The organism is Vagococcus lutrae, from assembly GCF_023299185.1.
GTDB lineage: Bacteria > Bacillota > Bacilli > Lactobacillales > Vagococcaceae > Vagococcus_A > Vagococcus_A lutrae.
This window is the reverse complement of record NZ_CP097017.1, coordinates 1987647-2003184: the sequence shown is the minus strand read 5'-3', so window position 1 is coordinate 2003184 and position 15538 is coordinate 1987647. Positions and strand designations below refer to the sequence as shown.

General features: G+C 37.8%; 14 protein-coding genes. 2 read left to right on the top strand and 12 right to left on the bottom strand.

The genetic code is table 11. From position 1 onward, the window contains the following. Positions 1–16 precede the first annotated feature (16 nt). Positions 17–1303 carry a YeeE/YedE family protein gene (locus tag M2919_RS09615; protein ID WP_126760643.1) on the bottom strand — a complete coding sequence of 429 codons (1287 nt, stop codon included), beginning with the start codon at positions 1301–1303 and terminating at the stop codon, positions 17–19. 185 nt (positions 1304–1488) lie between these two features. Here M2919_RS09615 and M2919_RS09610 point away from each other — a divergent pair, with 185 nt between their 5' ends. Both M2919_RS09610 and M2919_RS09605 read left to right on the top strand, forming a co-directional pair. Continuing rightward, positions 1489–2373, top strand: a complete 885-nt coding sequence (locus M2919_RS09610; protein WP_126760644.1) for a LysR family transcriptional regulator — start codon at positions 1489–1491, stop codon at positions 2371–2373. A gap of 72 nt (positions 2374–2445) precedes the next feature. Beyond that, complete coding sequence (locus tag M2919_RS09605; protein ID WP_248848771.1) at positions 2446–3396, top strand: diacylglycerol/lipid kinase family protein; 951 nt, start codon at positions 2446–2448, stop codon at positions 3394–3396. Between the two features lie 30 nt (positions 3397–3426). Here M2919_RS09605 and M2919_RS09600 read toward each other — a convergent pair whose 3' ends face one another. The 11 genes from M2919_RS09600 to M2919_RS09550 form a co-directional block, all read right to left on the bottom strand. Continuing rightward, the gene (locus M2919_RS09600) at positions 3427–3879 is read right to left on the bottom strand and encodes a hypothetical protein (RefSeq protein ID WP_248848770.1); all 453 of its coding nucleotides are present in this window, start codon (positions 3877–3879) and stop codon (positions 3427–3429) included. 46 nt (positions 3880–3925) lie between these two features. Next, the gene (gene recD2, locus M2919_RS09595) at positions 3926–6364 is read right to left on the bottom strand and encodes an SF1B family DNA helicase RecD2 (protein ID WP_248848769.1); all 2439 of its coding nucleotides are present in this window, start codon (positions 6362–6364) and stop codon (positions 3926–3928) included. Between the two features lie 14 nt (positions 6365–6378). Then, entirely contained in the window at positions 6379–7428 is a 1050-nt protein-coding gene (locus M2919_RS09590; protein ID WP_248848768.1) for a SepM family pheromone-processing serine protease, read from the bottom strand. 15 nt (positions 7429–7443) lie between these two features. Beyond that, the gene (coaD, locus tag M2919_RS09585) at positions 7444–7947 is read right to left on the bottom strand and encodes a pantetheine-phosphate adenylyltransferase (RefSeq protein ID WP_126760648.1); all 504 of its coding nucleotides are present in this window, start codon (positions 7945–7947) and stop codon (positions 7444–7446) included. Beyond that, positions 7944–8504, bottom strand: coding sequence for a 16S rRNA (guanine(966)-N(2))-methyltransferase RsmD (gene rsmD, locus M2919_RS09580; RefSeq protein ID WP_126760649.1), 561 nt, complete (start codon positions 8502–8504; stop codon positions 7944–7946). The genes coaD and rsmD overlap by 4 nt, the downstream gene beginning before the upstream one ends. Before the next feature lie 87 nt (positions 8505–8591). Beyond that, positions 8592–8876, bottom strand: coding sequence for a YlbG family protein (locus M2919_RS09575; RefSeq protein WP_023606469.1), 285 nt, complete (start codon positions 8874–8876; stop codon positions 8592–8594). After that, a complete protein-coding gene (locus M2919_RS09570; RefSeq protein ID WP_023606468.1) occupies positions 8869–9297 on the bottom strand; it encodes a YlbF/YmcA family competence regulator in 429 nt (142 codons plus the stop codon). Before M2919_RS09570 ends, M2919_RS09575 begins: the two co-directional genes overlap by 8 nt. A 1-nt stretch (position 9298) precedes the next feature. Next, positions 9299–10435 carry a CAP-associated domain-containing protein gene (locus M2919_RS09565; RefSeq protein ID WP_248848767.1) on the bottom strand — a complete coding sequence of 379 codons (1137 nt, stop codon included), beginning with the start codon at positions 10433–10435 and terminating at the stop codon, positions 9299–9301. Positions 10436–10448: 13 nt separating this feature from the next. Further along, complete coding sequence (locus M2919_RS09560) at positions 10449–13877, bottom strand: pyruvate carboxylase (RefSeq protein ID WP_248848766.1); 3429 nt, start codon at positions 13875–13877, stop codon at positions 10449–10451. Positions 13878–13899: 22 nt separating this feature from the next. Then, entirely contained in the window at positions 13900–15099 is a 1200-nt protein-coding gene (locus M2919_RS09555; RefSeq protein WP_202585017.1) for an FtsW/RodA/SpoVE family cell cycle protein, read from the bottom strand. 11 nt (positions 15100–15110) lie between these two features. Further along, positions 15111–15404, bottom strand: coding sequence for an Fpa/YlaN family protein (locus M2919_RS09550; protein ID WP_023606464.1), 294 nt, complete (start codon positions 15402–15404; stop codon positions 15111–15113). Positions 15405–15538 lie beyond the last annotated feature (134 nt).

The following is a 15538-nucleotide window of genomic DNA, read 5'->3' as shown; positions in this document are numbered from 1 at the left end:
AATCCTCCCTATTTTTTTAATTTCTAGCTTTTGGTATTAAACTCATTTTTCCTGCAAATATTTTCAAACTTGCTATACCGCCTAAGCACATAGCAACTAAGAAGACCCATCCAGATACTGAGAAAGTACTCATCGCAGAGTATAACGCTCCAGCGTTACAACCTTTAGCAAAGCGAGCACCGAATCCCATTAATAAACCACCTGCTGCAAAGTAAGCAGCGTCTTTAGCTGACATTGAGAACTTGAATGAAAAACGACCAGCTAATAAAAAGGCAATCAATGATCCTAAAACTAATCCAATATTACGAATTGTACCACCATCAAGCATTAAGCCTGCATCCACATCTGCTACAATTTTAGCAAAAGCAGGAGATGAAAATGAAATGCCTAGTGGTTTTAAAAGCGCCACATTTAATTTAGAGAAAGCACTGGTTACGCCCCATGCTTTTTCAGTTGTGACTAAAACAAAGACAGAAGCAAAAGCCACTAACAAGCCACCTGTCTTAAATGTCAAACGTTCAATAAATAATTTATGGTAAGTCTCATAACTGAAGAATCCATAGGCCTCTTTAGACTCTAATGGTTTTTCAAAGTCTTCCCAATCACCTAAAGGATCCATGTAAGTACCTTCTTGTTTACGTTTCGCTTCATAGCGAACAGTTAACCAATATAAGAATACTACACCTAACATCGACACTGCAAACGCTCCGAAAAATCCGAAGTAGTCTGGCAAGTATGCTCTAAATCCAATTTGACCAAGAGCTGATTCGTCTAATGTGTATCTAGCCCATTCCCCTGGCGCTGCACCTAGAACGAAAAAGATAAATGTTAGTAAAGCTCGGCCTTCTCCTTCACCCATATCCGCTAAAGTTCCTGAAGCACATCCGCCTGAGAAAATCATTCCCATACCGAATAAAAAGCCTCCTAAAACGGTTCCTAAATTAGTGAAAAAGACATTTTGTGTTCCTGGGATGAAAGCTTGACCTTCTTCGGCAACGAAAGCTGGTACGGCACCATTTTGACTAGCAAACCATTGAATTCCTAGAAATACTAGCATTGTGACCGTCAACATTAATAATAATGCTTTCGTTAAACTCCCTTCTCCTCTCACATAAATTCGTTTAATTCCTCCGGCAAAACCGAAACGTGAACGAGTGAGCACAAAACCAAACAACAAACCAGAGAATAGTTGTACAGGTAAGACTGATTTCAATCCACTTAAATAAATAGCAAAAATAATGGCAATTATCATTAATCCTGCACCAATCGCTGGTTGTTTCCAACTAAAATTGTTGCGACTCATTGCATGTTCCTCCTCTTTTTTTTGTTTGTGATTGTCGAATTAGTGAATCTTTTCTCAATCACAAACTTATTATACACTTTGCTGGATTGTTTTGAAAATAACAAAGTGTTATACTACAATTACGAAGCGTTATAGTTTGAGAAAAAGTGATCAAACTGTACGGATAAATAGGAGGAACTCAAGGTATGTTGGATTATCGTTATCACACATTTATGGCATTAGCCGAATGTTTAAATTATACAAAAACAGCAAAAAAGCTCAATATGACGCAACCTGCTGTGACAAAACATATACAATATCTAGAAGAACTTCACGGTGTTCAATTAGTTCAATATCAAGACCGCGTTTTAACGTTGACCAATAAAGGTAAGTTACTTTTATCACATTTATTAAAATTACAATCTGAAATTAATGTGATTGTTGAACAATTAGAGCAAAAAGAAGAAGCCAACTTAACCATTGGGGCAAGCAAAACAATTGGTGAATTTTACCTTTTACCACAGCTCACTTCACTAAAAACAAAAATCCAAATTCCTTCCCCCTCTCTCATCGTCGACCACACGAATAATTTATTACAGATGCTGGATCAACATGAGATTGATTTAGCGTTTATTTCCGGTCCATTTGAACCAAAAAATTATTACGTACAACCTTTTTTACATCATCCCGTTGTCCTTGTATGTCATCCCGACCATCCTTTCGCCCATCAAACAGTGAGTTTAGAAGATTTAATAAATGAGCATTTATTATTGCGAGAAAATGGAGCGGGTATGTTAGATACGCTTTCAAATTTCTTAAAAGAAGAATCATTTAACTTACAACAGTTTAAGCATCGCACTACTATCGGTAATATCCACTTGGCCAAAAATTTAATCAAAGCCAAACAAGGAATAGGCTTTTTCTATCAAATGGCGGTGAAAGATGAGCTTGAGCGTAATGAGTTAGCACCGATATACTTAGAACACGGAGAGTGGCGTCAATCATTTTATATAGTCACCCACCCAGAATATTTGGCGCTTGACCGAGTGAAACAATTAGTACAAGCAATTCCAACACTTATTGAAGAATAAAGTCGAGTATTCTTTCCTCTCACGTTCATTATTTGGTATAATAAACTTCTGTGGAAGGAGAGTACTAAGTGCATGCTACATTTACATCTTATTATTAATCAACAAGCTGCAAGTGGCGCCGCCAAGCAGAAAAGTAAAGAAATTATCACTTTATTAAATCAAAAAAATATCCATTATTCGACTTACTATACAGAATTTCCGGGTCATGCTATTACCCTTACTCATATGTTGGCGAACAATCATTTAAAAAAATGGTCTGAAGATAGTCAAAGACCTTTTCCTTTATTAACCGTTTTAGGTGGAGATGGCACGTTACATGAAGTCGTAAATGCATTACAAGCATTTACGGATATTCCTGTTGCTTATTTGCCATGCGGATCTGGTAATGACTTTGCTCGAGGTGTCGGTTTATCTCGACAACCAGAAGAAGCTCTTGAACATTTACTTAGCATACAAGCCCCTCGCTTTAAACAAGTTTTGGCTTGTACAGATCATCAGACGAATGGACGAGCATTAATTGCAAACAATTTAGGTATTGGTTTAGATGCAGCGATTGTCGCTAAAGCCAATCAATCAAAATCTAAAAAATGGTTAAACAAGTTAAAACTCGGTTCATTTATTTACTTGTCCTCTGCTTTTCACGTCTTACTCAAACAAGAAGGATTTCCCGTGACCTTTACAATGGATGAAACGACTTATCATTATGAAAACACATATCTCATGACGAGTACCAATCACCCTTTCTTCGGTGGAGGGATTCGGATTGCACCAGAGGCATCCGTCGACTCTGATGACATCGAGCTAGTCTTATTAGAAAAATTACCTTTACATAAAATAATAAAATTAGCCGGACAATTATTAAATGCGACACACTTACAGTCTCCACATGTCAAACATTTCAAAGGAAAAAAACTACGTATCCAGTCACCGACTAGACAATACGGTCAAATGGATGGCGAAGTTTTAACCCCTCAACCGATTGACGTTACTTTGCACTCAGTACAGCAGCTATTTTGGCTATAAAAAAAACGCGTGATTTTTATCACGCGTTTTTTATTCTCTTTCTATACTATACTCAATACCTTCTTCATCAGCTACACGGTTTTTTGTTCCCTCAATATACGTAAACATTTTTTGATAGTCTTTTCCTTTTAGCTCAAATCCTTTTTTGTTAGATTTCATCTTCACATGATTAATTTCTCGAGTAAACGTTTGAAATAAGTCATCTGAAACCTCTTGATTAGGAAATTCATTTGCTAAATAATGCTGAACTGTTTCTTTATTTTCGACCATTTCTAAGTCTGTTGGTTTCTCTTGAAGTGTTCGTGACAAGGTATACTCTTTTTCAATAGTTAATTTTTCATGCTCGAGTTCATAATAAGCTTGTGTTTGCAAAGTGTCATTATCATAGACTTGTGTTAGGATCAATTTCGAGGGGTTATTGCTACAACCGGTCATGACTAACAGGCAAATCATCCATACGATTCCTATTATTTTCTTACTCATGCGCCTAACCTCCACTTTTTTTTATATTATAGCATAAAAAGCACATTTAAATGTAATCAAACGGTGTAATACCTTCCATTCCAATCATAGGGTCAACGGCACCAGAAAGAATTAACTCTTTTGTTAAGATAAATGACGCTTGCGTTTCAAGTTGTTCTTGAGCTATTTCTTCTTTAGGAATACTTTCTACTTGAGATTGCCTATCAAGTGACGTTGTACTCGGAAATGTTTCTGCCATAATCCGTTCTTTCAAAGCAGTTTGACGATTAGCACCTTCATGCTTGACAGCTGTTTCATAAGCTTCCAGTTCGCCCAATAAAATCAAACGCTCTTGACTACGCGTAATCGCCGTATACAATAAATTACGCTGTAACATTCGATAATAACCATTAACCATTGGCAAAATCACAAGCGGGTATTCACTCCCTTGTGACTTATGAATAGAACAGCAATAGGCAAGTGTGAGTTGCTGCCACTGATTACGTGGATATTCCACTTCTATTCCATCAAAATCGACTACCAAGACATCCACTTTATCTTCATGCTCTTTTGCTAAGATAATACCAGTAATTTCTCCAATATCGCCATTGTAAACTTGATTTTCTGGAACATTAACCAGTTGAAGAACCTTATCACCAATTCGATAAACAGTTTCAAACCACGTTACTTCTTTACGACGACCACTTTCATTAGGATTTAACACTTCTTGTAACATTTTATTCAATCGGTCAATGCCAGCTGGTCCGCGATACATCGGTGCTAAAACTTGTATATCGGAAGCTGTAAAACCTTTTTCTGCAGCTTTGACCACAATTTGACGAATCATTTCTTCTATTTGATACGTGTTGCCTGCAATAAAAGAACGGTCTTTTTGATTACGAGTAAAATCACTAGGCAACGTCCCTTCTTTAATCGCATGTGCTAAAGCAATAATTGACGAACCATCTTCTTGTCGATAAATATCTGTTAACTCACATTGAGGTAGCATGGGAATCGATAGCAAATCGTGTAAAACCTGACCGGGCCCAACAGACGGCAGCTGGTCTTTATCTCCAACTATAATCACTTGCATATTGGTAGGTATCGCTTTAAATAGTGCATTTGCCAACCACGTATCGACCATCGACATTTCATCTAAAATCAGCAAACTACCTTCTAATTCATTTGCAATTTCTTCTGGATGCATTTCTTGTCCGGTTAATCCTAGCAAACGATGTATCGTCTTCGCCGGTAATCCAGTCGTTTCACTCATTCGCTTTGCTGCCCGACCAGTCGGCGCTGCTAATAAGATAGGAAAGACCTCATTATGATAATCATTGATATCTAAAGAAAGCTCATTAAGCTCTGAGAATAATCGGACGAGGCCATTAATAACCGTCGTTTTCCCTGTACCAGGGCCACCTGTCAAGATAAAGAAAGAAGACTGAACGCCTTCAATCAAAGCTGTCTTTTGCGAAGGGCCATAAGCAATGCCTAATTCCGTCTCCATTTGCTTAATGGATGCTAAAATAGTTGCTTCATCATAATCAATTGATTGTTTACGTTTGAGTAAGCGATGAATGGCATGTGAAACGCCCCATTCTGCATAGAATAAACTGTTATGAAAAAGCTTTGTTCCTTCTTGCTGCATTTTTCCTAAATCAATCAAAGCAATGATTTGATCGGCTACATCACCAAGCTCCACCGGATAACGTCGGGATGATTCTAACAGTGTTACGACTTTCTCTAATAATACTTGCGCTTCAATATACGTGTGTCCTTCACTTAATGAATACGACAGCAGTTCTGTTAAAATAGCCGCTTGAAAACGCTCTGGTGAATTCGCGGCAATATTTAATTGTTCTGCTAACTTATCAGCTTTTTTAAACGCAATCCCTTCAATATCTTCAATCAAGCGATAAGGATTCTCTTCTAAGAGGGTTAATGTTTGTTCCTGATACTTTTGAAAGATAGTCATGGCTAATTGACTACCAAATCCCCATTCATTCAGTTGAATAAGGATTTTTTCTGACCCGTAATTACTTTTAACTCCCGATATAATCGTATCTTTTCGTTTTTTATTTAAAAAATCTAACGCGTCTAATCTTTCAGTATCATTCATAATGACATCAATTGTTTCTTCGCCAAAATAATCTACTAATTTTTCAGCTGTTTTTTTTCCAATTCCGGGAAAGTTATCCCCAGATAAATAGTCAATTAAACCATTAGCACTGGTTGGTTTTACCTGTTCATAACGTTCCACTTGGAATTGACGGCCATACTTAGGATGTGTGACAAACTGTCCAGAAAACTGGTAGCTTTCTCCTTCCATCATATCGCCAAAATTTCCTGTTACAACCATTTCTAATTCATCAATTGACGGCTCGCTTTCTTCCACTTCAATCAACATCACTTTATAAAAATTAGTAGGATTTTGATAAAAGATGGCTTGAATCCGTCCTATTATTTTAGGCGTATGATGTAAATCTTTTTCACTTTCTACCATCTCTTATCCTCCTTTTATTTTTTCAAGTAAGCGAGTGCTTCTTTAACATTGGCAACAGGCACAATTTTCATCTTAGTCTTTAATTCTTTCGCCGTTTCTTGTGCGATTTCTGCATTGTTTTTCAAGTCTGGATTTTTCTCTTTCGCTTCTTTTGAAAAATCCTCACTCGGCACAAAGAAAATTTCCGCTCCGGCACGGTCAGCAGCGACCACTTTTTTATCAACTCCGCCAATCATTCCCACTTTTCCATCAGACGCTATCGTTCCCGTTCCGGCTATTTTTTTCCCTTCACGGAATGATTCTTTCGTCAAAAGTTCGTAAAGTTCTAATGTAAAGACTAACCCAGCCGACGGTCCTCCCACATCTTCCAAATCAAATTGAATATTGCGGTCCAATTCAATCTGACTCGCTTCTGTTAAACTAATACCAATTCCAACTTGATGACTCTCGTTCATCTTTACTAAAGTACCACTGACTTCTTGCTCTTCTTGCTGTCTCTTAATACTTAATGTCACCGTGTCTTTTTCTTTGCGTTCACTTAAATAAGCCATTAGTTCTTTTAAATCGTTAAAATTTTGACCATCGACTTTTAAAATCTGATCGCCAATTTTAAGTTTATTGTAAAAATCAGATTCGGGTAAAATCCCCATTACATTAATACCTGTAAATGTCTCTTTGTAAGGAATTTTCGCAAGGTTTAATGCCACTTTTTTAGCAAGATACTCCGATTCTAACATTTCAAGGTTGCCTAGAGCATCATCTTCTTCATCCGTCAGTTCCCCTAAATATTCTTTCTTACTAACTAATGTTCGATAAGGCATCACTTTTGCTAATAAATATGTTGCAGGTGTCGCTTCTTGGACACTAACCGTTGTCATCAAATAAGCACCTGGAGCGGTATTTTTTTGACCATCCACACTAATCGCGTTTTGAACGTCCTGTGCACTTCCCGGCTGTTCAATATAAAAAGGGATGGGAATTAACATACTGCTTACAAACAACACGGCTACAACAAAGAGACTAATGAAAAGTTTAGACTGGGTAGACAGGCGTTGTGTTTTCATGCAGACACTTCCTTTTTAACAACCGATATGTCGATCGCGATATTTATTTTCTAAAGCTTCATTAACAGATTGCGGAACAAACGGAGAAACATCCCCTTCAAATTTAGCGATTTCTTTAATCACGCTCGAACTAATATTAGCATAGGCTGGGTCTGCCAATAAGAATAGCGTTTCAATATTAGGTGCTAAGCGTGCATTCATATGAGCAATATTTTTTTCATATTCATAGTCGGTAATATTACGAATCCCTCTAATGAGCACCTCAGCCCCTAGCTTTTCTGCAATATGAACGGTTAATCCTTCTTCATGCAAAATGACTTCGACATTATCTAAATGTGCAATAGAAGCCGCAACTAATCGTTTTTTTTCTTTCGCCGTGAATAATGGTCGTTTACTCGTATTTGTGACAATCGCTACAATAACTTTGTCAAACATCTTCGCAGCACGTGTCACCGTGTTCAAATGTCCTAACGTAAAAGGGTCAAAACTTCCAGGAAATAAGGCTATCTTTTCTGTCATTGTTTCTGCTCTCTTTCATAATAAGTTATTTTAGTTTGGCCATAAATCACATCTTTGGATACAACCATCTCTTCAATTCGTTCCGGTAACATCACCTGTTTATCCGTTTCACAAATAATTTGTGCATTTGGTGTTAATAACTCCAATGCGAGTAATTGTCGAATATCTTTCTCAATCGTTTCCTCTGCGTAAGGGGGATCAAGAAATACATAATCAAATTCATATGATTGCTCACTTAATTGCGTCATCGCTTGATGCGCATGCGATTTTAAAATGGTCATGCGTTTCTCTAGCTTTAATAAGGCTGCATTTTCTTTGATAATCATAATTGCTTTATAATGACGGTCTACACATACCGCATGGTCACAGCCTCGCGATAAAGCTTCTATTGCTAAATTACCACTACCGCCATATAAATCTAAAATAGTTCCCCCATTAAAATAAGGCCCAATTCGGTTAAAAATAGCCCCTTTCACTTTATCAGATGTAGGGCGTGTATTATCTCCCGGCAAAGATTTTAGCTTACGACCACCATGTTCTCCCGCTACTACTCGCATCTTGTTCTCCTTTTATTTTTAGTAAAAAAATTCATCAAGTATCATGCGACTTGATGAATTTTTGTTTATGACTTTTACAATCAGATACTACTGTGCAAACATTTCACTCACACTTTGGAAAGTAACTGGAATGTCTGGACGATAGGATTGTTCCACTGAACGTATAAAGTGCAATTTTTCTAATCGTTCAATATTTTTTTCAATATCCCATTCATTCATATACAAGTACACATATTTTTGTTTACGCGACACATGTTGAATGACGCCAAACTTTTTCAATTGTCTAATAGGTCTTAATGTATAGACCCATACAATCACGCCGCGGCGCGGTACTTCTTCAAATAAAGAGGAACGTGTGATTTCTTTATCCAATATGACAACTCCCTCCACATCCTCGCGTAGCAAATTCAAAAAAGGGATTACCCGCATCCACCTTAATATCAGGTGAGATACTTTGTGCTATATCATAACTAATGTAGTCTAACACTTCTTGCAATTCTCTTTCCGCCACGCGAAAGCGCATAATTCTTTCATCGGTATCTAACAATCGCTTTTGCTTTCTTAAAGCTCGACGTTTTTCTGTATAATCTGGTGCGTGATTCCCGTACGGCTCCACTCGTTCAAAAGAACGTTTCGCTTGCTCAAAGGCGGTAACCTTTTGCTGTGTTTCAGCATTTTTAAGCAACGCTACTTTTGTCACAACATAGTTTTTAACTACGTCACTCTCTATTATGTTATGACACAACAAATCAATCGTATCTTCAATAGCTAATAATTCATCTGTATAAATCATTTTATCGCTCATCCTTTTCATTCGTCAAGGTTTCTGAAGTCTTTCTCATTTCATGATTCATTAATAACAATAATATTGTATCTTCTTCAAAATCTATGCCAACAAACGCTTTTTCTGAACGGTTAATCGGTAATAAATGGAGTAAGTCACTATACCAGTTCATGACCATATAGGGAATGTCATGAGTCGGGCTATACAAGACACCTGTTGTTTCTTCTAATGACTCTTTTTTAAATAACTGTTGTAACTCTTCTTTTTTTAAATAAAAGGCATGGTCATACGTATCAAACTGTTGGGCTATTTGTTTATCTTCTAGCCGTGAATCTTCTAGGTAGGATTCTGGTCGCTCAATAAACTCTTTTAACAACCGTTCCGCAACCTCATCTGCTTCTTGCACGCGGCTTAATGGTGCCAGATTTAAACGACTGCGAACAATATTAATAATCGCTAAAAGTTGTTGTCGATTTTGCTCGTCCGATTCAGGTGTACTTGTTTGCTCGGCTGGACGAATTACTAAATTCCCTTCTAATAGTTGATATGGTTGAAGTTCTAAAAGCATTTGTTGCGATAAGTAACGCAAGCCTACGACTTCTCCTGTTTCTTTACTCATATGTAGAATAACAAAAACATTATTATCAAATGCCATTAGAGGTTGATAATTCATATCTTTTTCACTGAGTTCCATAACATAAGTTTGATTATTAAAAACAAAACTAAAATTAGAATAAATCGTAGAAATTTCAGATACTTCATTTAAAGATTGCCCGATTTCAAACGGAGCTAGCCCCAATTCATCTCCTAAAACAAAAATCGATTCCACCTGATTATTTCTCACATAAACTTGAAAATAATCACGATGCGTTTCACCATAAAACCACCACTGGTCTGTATCGTTTTGACGGTGCATTGTTTTCGGTTCGCCGTACTGCTTAATCAGTTCCTGTGTTGAAACCCCTATATAATTAGCCATTCCCGATGCAGGTAGCTTTCCTTGCACGAACTTTTGATGAGACTGAACAACCGGAGTCGTCGGTCGTTCAGTTTTATCCTTTATTTCACTTTGAAAAACAATCGGCTTTGTATAAGCAACGATTACCAACAAGAGTAAGACGAGTAAAAAATGCGTTAAACGCTTCATATCATCTCTCCTCTTATTTTTCCGCTAATTCTAATAATAAATCACCAGACTGAATCGGTTCGCCATCTTTTACATGCAACGCTGTCACCACTCCGTCAAACGCCGCTTGAATAGCTGTTTCCATTTTCATCGCTTCCGTCACTAATAATGTGTCTCCACGTTTGACACGATCACCTACTGCTACACAGACATTTAACACCGAACCAGACATCGTCGCGCCAACATGTTCTTTTTTCGTCGGCTCTGCCTTTTGTTTTAATACGACTTGTGATTTCACTTGAGCATCTTTCACATGCAATTCTCGACGCTGTCCATTAAAAGTAAAGTACAACGTGCGTACACCTTCAATATTAGGTTCACCAATTTGATCCAATCGAATATTTAACAATTTTCCTGCTTCCAGTTCCACTCGAACCGTTTCATCTTTTCGCATACCGTAAAAGAAAGTCGGCGTGTCTAAAACTGTCACGTCACCAAATCGTTGATGACTAGCACGGTAATCTAAAAACACTTGCGGGTACATAATATAACTTAAGACCTCTTCTTCAGATGGTTGATAACCAATTTGCTCAGCTAAATAATCAGCAGTTTCTTTGAAACGAATTGGTTCAGCCAAGCTACCCGGTCGCACATTAAACGGCTGTTCTCCTTTGAGAATAATCTGTTGAAGTTCTTTAGGGAATCCACCGACAGGCTGTCCTAAATCACCACGGAAAAAGCTCACTACTGATTCTGGGAAACTTATCGTGTCGCCACGTTCGTATAAATCGGCTTCAGTCAGTTCATTTTGAACCATGAAAAGGGCCATATCTCCTACAACTTTAGAAGAAGGTGTAACTTTTACAATATCACCGAACAAATTATTAACAAGCGTGTAAGTTTCTTTAATCTCTTCCCATTTGTCCGCTAAGCCGACTGCTTTGGCTTGTTGTTGTAAGTTGGAATACTGTCCACCAGGCATTTCATGTGTGTAAACTTCTGTCTGTGGCGCACTAATCCCATTTTCAAACGGTGCATAGTAGCGACGTACGTCCTCCCAATAATGATTGATTTTTTGGACGTTATCAATTTGTAAATCCGGCGTGCGTTCACCTGCTTGTAGCGCATAGTATAAACTACTCATGCTAGGTTGACTCGTGGAGCTACTCATCGCACTTGTCGCAACATCAACAATATCGACTCCTGCTTTCGTGGCCGCTGAGTAAGTAATAATGCCATTGCCACTTGTATCATGCGTATGCAAGTGTATAGGTAAGTCCGTCGCCGCTTTTAGCTCGCTAATTAAACGATACGCTGCTTGCGGTTTTAATAAACCAGCCATGTCTTTAATCCCAATGATATGAGCTCCCATTTTTTCAAGTTCTTTAGCCATATCAACATAATACTGCACGTTGTACTTCGGACGCGTTTCATCAAGAATATCTCCTGTATAACAAATAGCCGCTTCCGCTATTTTTCCTGTATCACGAACTACTTCGATACTTTTTTCCATTTGTGGCAGCCAGTTTAAACTATCGAAAATACGGAAAACATCAATCCCTTTTTTAGCTGATTGACGGATAAATGCTTCAATCGCATTATCTGGATAGTTTTGATAGCCAACACCATTAGCGCCTCTTAACAACATTTGTAACAGTGTATTTGGCATTGTGTTACGGATTTTTTCTAAACGTTCCCAAGGATCTTCATTTAAGAATCGGTATGAAACGTCAAAGGTCGCGCCTCCCCAAACTTCACTTGAAAACAGTTGAGGGATAGCGGCTTCAGTCGCAGCTGCAATCCGTACTAAATCTTTTGTTCGCACGCGAGTCGCTAATAAACTTTGATGCGCATCGCGCATGGTCGTGTCAGTTAATAAAACACTGTCTTGTTCTTTAATCCAACTGACTACACCTGCCGCGTTTTGTTCGTCTAAAACTTGTTTAGCTGTTGTAAATTCTGGCAATCTTTCAATCTTTTTAGGCATCCTTGGTTTTTCAAAATATGGTTTTTCTATTTTCGTTATTCCTGGAAAACCGTTGACTGTCACATCCCCGATATACTGAAGAAGCTTATTCCCTCTATCTCGCAGACCTGGGAAAGTAAACAGCTCTGGCGTTTGATCGATGAAGGTAGTCGTAGCGTGTCCACTTTGAAAAGCCGGATGATTAATGACATTAAATAGAAATGGAATATTCGTTTTAACACCACGAATCCGAAACTCTTTTAACGCGCGATTCATTTTTTGAATAGTGTTTTCAAAGGTCGGGCCATGCGTACAGACCTTCACTAATAAAGAATCAAAGTAAGGTGTCACCTGTGCACCAGCATAAGCATTCCCAACATCCAAACGGATACCTAAACCACCAGGTGAACGATAAGTATGTATCGTTCCTGTATCTGGCAAAAAGTTATTGGCTGGGTCTTCTGTCGTAATACGACATTGAATGGCAGCTCCTCTAAGCTGAATCGCTTCTTGCTTAGGAATATGAATCTCTTCATGTAAATCTTTTCCCTGAGCAATCTGTATTTGAGTCGTCACAATATCAATATCGGTAACTAATTCCGTAATCGTGTGCTCCACTTGGACGCGCGGATTTACTTCAATAAAATAAAAAGCGTCACCTGACACTAAAAACTCGACGGTACCGGCATTAATGTAGCCAACATGTTTCATCAATTTTACGGCACTTTGACAAATCTCTTCACGTTTCTCCTCAGTTAGCGAAACAGATGGGGCAACTTCAACCACTTTTTGATGACGGCGTTGGACAGAGCAATCACGTTCAAATAAATGAACAATATTACCATGCGTATCCCCTAAAATCTGTACTTCTATATGGAGTGGATTCTCAATGTATTTTTCAACATACACCTCATCGCTACCAAATGCGGCTTTTGCTTCACTTTTAGCGCGTGAATACCCTTCTCGAGCTTCTTGCTCATTACGTGCTACACGCATGCCACGTCCCCCACCACCAAGAGCGGCTTTTATCATGATTGGGTAGCCATGTTCTGCACCAAATTGAACGACTTCTTCTACATCTAAAACAGGTCCCTCAGACCCAGGTATAGAGGCGACTCCTGCTTTTAAAGCAGCCGTCTTCGCCTTAATTTTATCTCCAAAAATATCTAAATGATGAATTGAAGGTCCGACAAACGTAATCCCTTCTTCCTGACATCGTTTAGCAAATGTGATATTTTCCGATAAGAAACCATAGCCGGGATGAATCGCATCTGCCCCAGCTTGTTTCGCTACTCGAATAATGTCTTCAATGTCTAAATACGCATCGATAGGTTTCTTTCCTTTACCAACGAGATACGCTTCATCTGCTTTAAAACGATGAATCGAATTTTCATCTTCTGCCGCATAAATACCAACAGTTGGAATATTTAACTCCGTACACGCACGAAAGACTCGAATTGCAATCTCTCCACGATTAGCCACTAACATTTTCTTCATTATTCGCTCACCTCTCTAATTACTAACGGTGCATTGGCACCACTACTTGTTCTTGTCGCTCTCGACGTTGCTTTAATTCATCTGCTCGAATATTTAAAACAAAGCCGATACCGATTGAAAGTGTTAATAAACTGGATCCTCCTTGACTCACAAAAGGAAACGTCACACCCGTCAACGGAATAATCCCTGTGATACCTCCAACGTTAACAAAAGTTTGAATTAACAATAAACCTGCGAATCCTATGCAGATTAAAGAATTAAAAGTATCGTTAGATTTTATCCCAATCATCATGATACGCAAAATCAAAAAGAGTAAGACTAATAAAATAAAAATCGCTGCTATCACGCCTAACTCTTCCACCACGATAGAAAAAATAAAGTCATTTTGAGCTTCAGGTAAAAAGCCTTTCTTTTGAATACTATTACCTAATCCCAATCCAAACAATCCACCGTTAAACATCGCGTAGTAAGAATTAATCATCTGGTGACCATCTCCATACGCATCTCCAAACGGATTACGAAACGTTTCAAATCGTTTATAAACGTACTGCATTTTTTTAGGGAATATTTTCCCTTTACTTAAAACAATCGCTTCAATCACAAGTGAGCTTAATGCAATGCCTCCACCAGCAAATAATATGCCATACCAGTAACTTATCCCACTAGCTAATAACATAATGCTGACCATCAAAACTAAAATAGCTGCCCCACCTGTATCGGGCTGTATCAAAACTAAAAAGATTAACATACCAACGATCATTAAAGGACGCTTCATCGCCTCGTAAAAGTTCGATACAATTTGTTGTTGTTTAGTCGACATGACATCGGCTAAAAACCAGATTAAAATAATTTTTAAAAATTCAGCGGGCTGAATTTGTATCGGTCCGATTGATAGCCAGGCACGTGCTCCTTTTACTTCTTCTGCAAAGATTAATGTTAAAACTAATAATAAACTGATGCTAACAACCGCCGTCATGATTAGTTTTTTATTTTTCAAGAAACTCGTTTTCATTTTATAAATGAGACCAACTAATACTAAGCCTATTACAAAAAAGATTCCTTGCTTTACAGCTGCACTTGATTCTGGAAGTCCTGCCATCACTAAATTATAGGACGTTGCACTATAAACCATGATGATTCCTATAATAGATAAAAATAAATACGGTATTAAAATACCATAGTCAATATACATACTTTTACGTTGCTTCTTTTTTCTCACCATTTTCAACCTTTCTATCGTTCGCGATGTTGTTTACTTTCTTCGTAAACATCCATATAAACGCGATTCAATTCTCGCTCTAAATCTAACAATCGCTGCTGTCCTTCTTCATATGAAATCACGCCTATTTTTACAGCGAAATCAACTTGACGGCTAAAGCCATACATTTGTGTATCTACCACTTCTTCAAAGGCTTTGCACTGAGCAATACACATATGATTTTGCTGGTTACTGATTAAGTTTTTTATCTTATTCGCTTCTGTTAATAACACTTCCAAAGCGACTTCTTCTGTCGTTAATTGACTCATTTTGATAGACCTCCTTCAATTTATCTATTATAGCATAAACTCATTCGCATTTTCTTTTAATTATACAACCTTTCCACTTGTTTTAATCATTTTTTATAGAAAAAAGACTTTAAAAAGAAAAGTCTTTTTCTCTT

Excerpts from the sequence above, each read along its gene's own strand:
- M2919_RS09615 (WP_126760643.1), bottom strand. The coding sequence starts at position 1,303 with ATGAGTCGCAACAATTTTAGTTGGAAACAACCAGCGATTGGTGCAGGA.
- M2919_RS09610 (WP_126760644.1), top strand. The coding sequence starts at position 1,489 with ATGTTGGATTATCGTTATCACACATTTATGGCATTAGCCGAATGTTTA.
- M2919_RS09605 (WP_248848771.1), top strand. The coding sequence starts at position 2,446 with ATGCTACATTTACATCTTATTATTAATCAACAAGCTGCAAGTGGCGCC.
- M2919_RS09600 (WP_248848770.1), bottom strand. The coding sequence starts at position 3,879 with ATGAGTAAGAAAATAATAGGAATCGTATGGATGATTTGCCTGTTAGTC.
- recD2 (WP_248848769.1), bottom strand. The coding sequence starts at position 6,364 with ATGGTAGAAAGTGAAAAAGATTTACATCATACGCCTAAAATAATAGGA.
- M2919_RS09590 (WP_248848768.1), bottom strand. The coding sequence starts at position 7,428 with ATGAAAACACAACGCCTGTCTACCCAGTCTAAACTTTTCATTAGTCTC.
- coaD (WP_126760648.1), bottom strand. The coding sequence starts at position 7,947 with ATGACAGAAAAGATAGCCTTATTTCCTGGAAGTTTTGACCCTTTTACG.
- rsmD (WP_126760649.1), bottom strand. The coding sequence starts at position 8,504 with ATGCGAGTAGTAGCGGGAGAACATGGTGGTCGTAAGCTAAAATCTTTG.
- M2919_RS09570 (WP_023606468.1), bottom strand. The coding sequence starts at position 9,297 with ATGATTTATACAGATGAATTATTAGCTATTGAAGATACGATTGATTTG.
- M2919_RS09565 (WP_248848767.1), bottom strand. The coding sequence starts at position 10,435 with ATGAAGCGTTTAACGCATTTTTTACTCGTCTTACTCTTGTTGGTAATC.
- M2919_RS09560 (WP_248848766.1), bottom strand. The coding sequence starts at position 13,877 with ATGAAGAAAATGTTAGTGGCTAATCGTGGAGAGATTGCAATTCGAGTC.
- M2919_RS09555 (WP_202585017.1), bottom strand. The coding sequence starts at position 15,099 with ATGGTGAGAAAAAAGAAGCAACGTAAAAGTATGTATATTGACTATGGT.
- M2919_RS09550 (WP_023606464.1), bottom strand. The coding sequence starts at position 15,404 with ATGAGTCAATTAACGACAGAAGAAGTCGCTTTGGAAGTGTTATTAACA.